This is a genomic window from Micromonospora sp. NPDC049580, from assembly GCF_040675595.1.
GTDB lineage: Bacteria > Actinomycetota > Actinomycetes > Mycobacteriales > Micromonosporaceae > Micromonospora.
In genome coordinates this window covers 1-5,469 of record NZ_JBFAPG010000431.1, presented here as the reverse complement: position 1 = coordinate 5,469, position 5,469 = coordinate 1, and the positions used below count along the sequence as shown (strand labels likewise).

At 72.5% G+C, this 5,469-nt stretch carries 7 protein-coding genes and 1 pseudogene; 5 read left to right on the top strand and 3 right to left on the bottom strand.

Going from position 1 to position 5,469, the window contains the following annotated elements; translation table 11 throughout:
- From AB0J68_RS26070 to AB0J68_RS26050, 5 genes and pseudogenes are all read left to right on the top strand, one after another.
- Positions 1-297: pseudogene (locus tag AB0J68_RS26070) on the top strand (acetyl-CoA carboxylase biotin carboxylase subunit); the annotation flags it as partial.
- Positions 294-1,076, top strand: coding sequence for an SRPBCC family protein (locus AB0J68_RS26065; protein ID WP_355137287.1), 783 nt, complete (start codon positions 294-296; stop codon positions 1,074-1,076). The pseudogene AB0J68_RS26070 and the gene AB0J68_RS26065, both read left to right, overlap by 4 nt.
- A complete protein-coding gene (locus tag AB0J68_RS26060) occupies positions 1,069-1,473 on the top strand; it encodes a cupin domain-containing protein (protein WP_354862623.1) in 405 nt (134 codons plus the stop codon). The genes AB0J68_RS26065 and AB0J68_RS26060 overlap by 8 nt, the downstream gene beginning before the upstream one ends.
- A complete protein-coding gene (locus AB0J68_RS26055; RefSeq protein ID WP_355137285.1) occupies positions 1,470-2,744 on the top strand; it encodes a beta-ketoacyl-[acyl-carrier-protein] synthase family protein in 1,275 nt (424 codons plus the stop codon). The genes AB0J68_RS26060 and AB0J68_RS26055 overlap by 4 nt, the downstream gene beginning before the upstream one ends.
- Positions 2,741-3,991: a beta-ketoacyl synthase N-terminal-like domain-containing protein gene (locus AB0J68_RS26050; RefSeq protein WP_355067777.1), complete on the top strand. Its 1,251-nt coding sequence runs from the start codon at positions 2,741-2,743 to the stop codon at positions 3,989-3,991. Before AB0J68_RS26055 ends, AB0J68_RS26050 begins: the two co-directional genes overlap by 4 nt.
- 158 nt (positions 3,992-4,149) lie before the next feature.
- Here AB0J68_RS26050 and AB0J68_RS26045 read toward each other — a convergent pair whose 3' ends face one another.
- The 3 genes from AB0J68_RS26045 to AB0J68_RS26035 are packed head-to-tail and all read right to left on the bottom strand — an operon-like array spanning position 4,150 to position 5,420.
- Positions 4,150-4,545 (bottom strand): DoxX family protein, encoded by a 396-nt coding sequence (locus tag AB0J68_RS26045; RefSeq protein ID WP_363940843.1) that lies wholly within the window; start codon positions 4,543-4,545, stop codon positions 4,150-4,152.
- The gene (locus AB0J68_RS26040) at positions 4,542-5,201 is read right to left on the bottom strand and encodes a hypothetical protein (RefSeq protein ID WP_355067780.1); all 660 of its coding nucleotides are present in this window, start codon (positions 5,199-5,201) and stop codon (positions 4,542-4,544) included. Before AB0J68_RS26040 ends, AB0J68_RS26045 begins: the two co-directional genes overlap by 4 nt.
- 18 nt (positions 5,202-5,219) lie before the next feature.
- Positions 5,220-5,420: a hypothetical protein gene (locus tag AB0J68_RS26035; protein WP_355067782.1), complete on the bottom strand. Its 201-nt coding sequence runs from the start codon at positions 5,418-5,420 to the stop codon at positions 5,220-5,222.
- Between the last annotated feature and the right edge of the window lie 49 nt (positions 5,421-5,469).

The following is a 5,469-nucleotide window of genomic DNA, read 5'->3' as shown; positions in this document are numbered from 1 at the left end:
GACTCGCTGCTGGCCAAGGTGATCGTCTGGGCGCCCGACCGGGAGCTGGCGCTCAACCGGCTGGAGCGTGCCCTGGAGGAGTTCGACATCGCCGGGCCGGGCATGCACACGACCATCGGGTTCGTCCGGCGGGTGCTCGACGACGCCGCGTTCCGCAAGGGCCGCTACACCACCGGCCTGGTCGACCGCCTGCTCGCTGCTTCGCCGCCGGTGCCCGCGCAGCGGCCGACGGCCACCCCCACACCCCGCGCCGCGCCCGCCGCGGAGCCCGACGTATCCAACCGGAGGACCCGATGACCGTCACCCATGGTCGCCCGATGACCGCCGAGATCACCGACATCCTGGTGGCGCACTGCGGACTGGACGCCGACGCCGCCGCGCGGGCGCCCGCCGCGTCACTTGAAGAGCTGGGCATGGACTCGCTCGCCCTGCTGGAACTCTCCGCGGTCGTCGCCGACCGGTGGCAGGTGAGCATCCCCGAGCAGGCCGGGCAGCTGAGCATCCCGGCGGTGGCCGACCTGGTCGCCCGGCGCACCGACCCGCCCGGGCACACCGAGAACTCGGTGGTCATCGACGCGCCGCTCGCGCTGGTCTGGGACGTCACCAACGACGTGGCGAACTGGACCGAGCTGTTCACCGAGTACGCCGTGGTGGAGATCCTGCACCGCGACGGGCACACCGTGCGGTTCCGGCTCACCATGCACCCCGACGAGTCCGGGGTGGCGTGGAGCTGGGTCAGCGAACGCACCGCCGACCCGGTCAGCCGACAGGTGCGGGCGCACCGGGTGGAGACCGGGCCGTTCGAGTACATGCGGATCCACTGGCGCTACACCGAGGAGGCCGGCGGCACCCGGATGACCTGGACGCAGGACTTCGCCATGAAGCCCACCGCGCCGGTCGACAACGCCGGGATGACCGAGCGGATCAACACCAACAGCGTCATCCAACTCGCGGTGATCAAGGACCGGGTGGAGCGGATCGCCCGGCAGCGCGAGGAGCAGAACAGCCCGGCGGCCGGCGCCGCGCAGGACAGCCCGGTTGCCGCCGGCGAGTCGACGGGGGCCGGCGATGAGTGACCTGGGCACCCGGCCGATCGGCGCGGCGGACGTACCGGCCGACCGGCGGCGCGGTGGCGAACTGCGGGTGCTGCTCGGGCCCCGCACCGTCGGCAGCACCTCCGGCTTCCTCGGGGTGGCCACCCTCGCGCCGGGGGAGCGGATCGCCGAGCACTACCACCCGTACAGCGAGGAGTTCCTGTACGTGGCGCGTGGCGCGATCACTGTCGACCTGGACGACCAGCCCACCGAGGTCGCGGCCGGGGAGGCGCTGTTCGTGCCGGTCAACGTGCGGCACCGGCTGCGCAACACCGGGTCCGAGCCGGCCGAGGTGGTCTTCCACCTGGGCCCGCTGGCCCCGCGTCCGGAGCTGGGACACGTCGACACGGAGCTGGTCGAGCAACGGGGCGGGTCGTGAGCGGGCGTCGCACGGTGGTGACCGGCATCGGGGTGGTCGCTCCCGGCGGCGCCAGCCGGGACCGCTTCTGGAAGACCATCACCGAGGGACGTACGGCCACCCGGCGGATCAGCTTCTTCGACCCGTCGCCGTTCCGCTCCCAGATCGCCGCCGAGTGCGACTTCGACCCGATCGCCGCGGGGCTCACCGACGCCGAACGGAGCCGCGCCGACCGGTACGTGCAGTTCGCGCTGGCCTGCTCCACCGAGGCGATCGCCGACGCCGGCCTGGTGCTCAGCGACGCCGAGCGGGACCGCGCCGGGGTGGTGCTCGGCACCGCCGTGGGCGGCACGATGGCCCTGGAACAGGAGTACGTGCGGGTCAGCGACCATGGCCGGCGTTGGCTGGTCGACGCGGCGCTCGGCGGCCCGTACCTCTACCAGGCGCTGGTGCCCAGCAGCCTGGCCGCCGACGTGGCCTGCCGGCACGGGCTGCACGGCCCGGCGCAGGTGGTCTCCACCGGCTGCACGTCGGGCATCGACGCCATCGGCTACGCCCACCAGCTGATCGTGGACGGCGAGGCGGACATCGTGCTGGCCGGCGCGGCCGACTCGCCGATCTCACCGGTGACCGTCGCCTCGTTCGACGCGATCAAGGCGACCAGCCCCGACAACGACGACCCCGCGCACGCCTCCCGTCCCTTCGACGCCGACCGGCACGGGTTCGTGCTGGCCGAGGGCGCGGCGGTGCTGGTGCTGGAGGAGGCGGGGCACGCCCGCAGGCGGGGCGCCCACATCTACTGCGAGGTCGCCGGCTACGCCAGCCGCAGCAACGGCTACCACATGACCGGGCTGCGCCCGGACGGGCTGGAGATGGGCCTCGCCGTCACCGACGCGCTGCGGCAGGGCGGGATCATCCCCGAGCAGGTCTCCTACATCAGCGCCCACGGCTCCGGGACGCGGCAGAACGACCGGCACGAGACGGCCGCGTTCAAGCGGGCGCTGGGCCAGGCCGCGTACCGGGTGCCGATCAGCTCGATCAAGTCGATGGTGGGGCACTCGCTCGGCGCGATCGGGTCGATCGAGATGGCCGCCTGCGCCCTCGCGATCGAGTTCGGCGTCGTGCCGCCGACGGCCAACTGGAGCACCCGCGACCCGGAGTGCGACCTGGACTACGTACCCAACGAGGCGCGGGAGGTGCCCGTCAACGTGGCCCTGTCGGTGGGCAGCGGGTTCGGCGGCTTCCAGTCGGCGATGGTGTTCTGTCGACTGCCTCCGACGGTGGCGGCGTGAGCGCCGCCCGGGCGGTCGTCACCGGCATCGGGGTGGTCGCGCCGAGCGGCGTCGGCGTGGACGCGCACTGGCGCACCGTGCTGGCCGGCACCCGGCGCACCGGGCCGATCACCCTGTTCGACCCGGCCGGCTACCCGACCCGCTTCGGCGGCGAGGTCCCCGACTTCACTGCCGACTCCTACGCCGACAGCCGGCAACTGGTGCAGACCGACCGGTGGACGCACCTCGGCTTCGCCGCCACCCGGCTGGCGCTTACCGACGCCGGCCTGCCCGAGCGGGCACCCGACCCGTACGGCTACGCGGTGGCCCTGGCCAGCTCGTCCGGGGGCAACCTGTTCGGCCAGCGGGAGCTGCAGCGGTTGTGGGGCGGGACGTCGCGCACCGTCGGCGCGTACCAGTCGATCGCCTGGTTCTACGCGGCCAGCGTCGGGCAGCTCTCCATCCACCACCAGTTCAAGGGGCCGAGCGGGGTGCTGGTCGCGGAGACGGCCGGCGGGCTGGACAGCCTCGCGCACGCCGCCCGCGCCGTACGCCGGGGCACGCCCGTGGTGATCGCCGGGGCGACCGAGTGTCCACTGAGTCCGTACGCGCTGGCCTGCCAGCTGCGCTCCGGGCTGCTCAGCGACGTCGCCGACCCGGAGCGGGCGTACCGGCCGTTCGACGCGGCGGCCAGCGGCTACCTGCCGGCCGAGGGCGGCGCGGTGTTCGTGGTGGAGGAGCTGGGGCACGCCCTGTCGCGGGGCGCCCGGATCTACGGCGAGGTGAGCGGCTGGGGCGCCACCCACGACGCCGCGCACACCACGGCCGACAGCGCCGGCGATCCGGGCCAGTACGCCCGCGCGATGCGGCTGGCCCTGGACCGGGCGGGTGTCGCGGCGGCCGGGATCGACGTGGTGCTGCCGGACGCTCTCGGTGTGCTCCGCTACGACCGCAGCGAGGCCGAGGCGTTGCGCGCCGTGTTCGCCGATCGGCCGCCCCCGGTCACCACCCAGAAGCCGTTGACCGGCCGGGCACACCAGGGCGGCTCGGCGCTGGACGTGGCCACCGCGCTGCTCGCGTTCGCGCACGACACGCTGCCCGCGTCCGCCGCCCCGGACGAGGTGGCCGACGGGTGCGAGCTGGACTTCCTGCGCGAGCATCGCCGGCCGCGCAGTCGGCTCGCGCTGGTCTGCGCGCGGGGCTTCGACGGGTTCAACAGCGCGCTGGTCCTGCGGGGGGCCGCGCCGGCGAGGGGAGAGACGCCATGAGCGAGCAGCGGGCCTGAGTGGTCTTCCTGGTCCGGGCCCGGTAGACCCCATCCAGCGGCGGTGATCCACTCCAGATCGGCGCTGTGGGGGTATCCGAGCGTCCGGATGCCCCCACATCGGCGACCTCGAGTCGATCCGAGGAGCACACGGATGCCGTACTAGAGCCGTCGGGTTGGTGGGCGCAGCGTCCAGGACAGCAGCGCCAGCCCGGCGACCATGGCAGGTGGGATGAGAGCGGTGGCCGATTGACGCGTGGCGACGTTTGAGGCGGCAGCACCGATCATGTTGATCAGGATGCCAGCGTAGGCCCATTCCTTCAGCCGTGGCAGGCGGGGCGCGAGCACCACCACCCCGGCGATGAGCTTCGCGGTTCCCAGGATGGTGGCCAGGTAGCCGGGATACCCGAGGTCGATCATCGCCGGGTAGAACGGCGGCATGTGGAGCAGGTCCATCGTGCCGCCGATGGCGCATTCAGCGACGACGGCTGCGGTGGTGACCCAGTAGGTACTGGCCCGGCCAAGACCTCGGGCGGCGGTGGTGGGTGCCGTGGTCATGACTGCTGCTCCCGGGCAGTGCCGGCGGCAGCGTCGTCGTCGGTCCGGTGGCGGGCCACGTCTGACGGCGGGGCCGGCAGGGCGCGGTCCCGGCCCTTCGTCCCGGCCCGCTGGGCCAGCTCGCAGAAGCCGTCTGATCCGATGCCCAGGCCGATGTTGGTCATGTTGTTCAGGTGCTCGCTGGCCACCAGCCAGACGATGTCGCAGACCTCGCGCTCGGTGTAGTGGCGGGTGAGCCGGGCGAACGTGGTGGGCTCGACCTTCTTGTCGCGGGTGAGCTCGGTTGCGTAGTCCAGGGCCGCGCGCTGGGCATCGGTGAACAGCGGGCTGGTCTGGTACTCCGGCAGCGCGTCCAGCCGCGCCAGGTCGTCGGGCGTCTTGGTCATGACGTACCACCTGGCCGCGTCCATGCAGAACATGCACATGTTGGTACTCGCCACCTGCTCGCGGATGAGCAGCGCGGTCTGCGACGCAAGCCGGAGTTTCCGGTCCAGTCTCGGTAGCTTGCCGTAGAAGGACCCGAACGCGAGTGGCATGCGAGGGGGCAGCACCTTGATCGGGGTCATCACCTTGCCGAACTGGCGGCGGCTGACGGCATACACCATCTTCATGATCGGGCCCCGCGGCTTGTCGATCGGGGGCAGGTACGGTGCCATTGCTGGCCTCCTCTGACGTCAATCCACCTCTGCCGACGCGACGGCGGGCATGGCCTGAAACGGCCGGGACTGGTCCGATTGGTATTGACCACGACGGTCCGGTGATCCGCCGCTCAGCGATCCCGCCCGATCACCCCGGGCCGGCGCGAGGCGGGCGAGATGAACCCGCTCGACCGGGCGCAGCGTCCGCGCCGGGCCGAGGGTCGCGGTGCTCGCCATGTGTGTCTCCTGTGGAGTAGAACTCTCATTTCAAGAGTACTACTCTTGA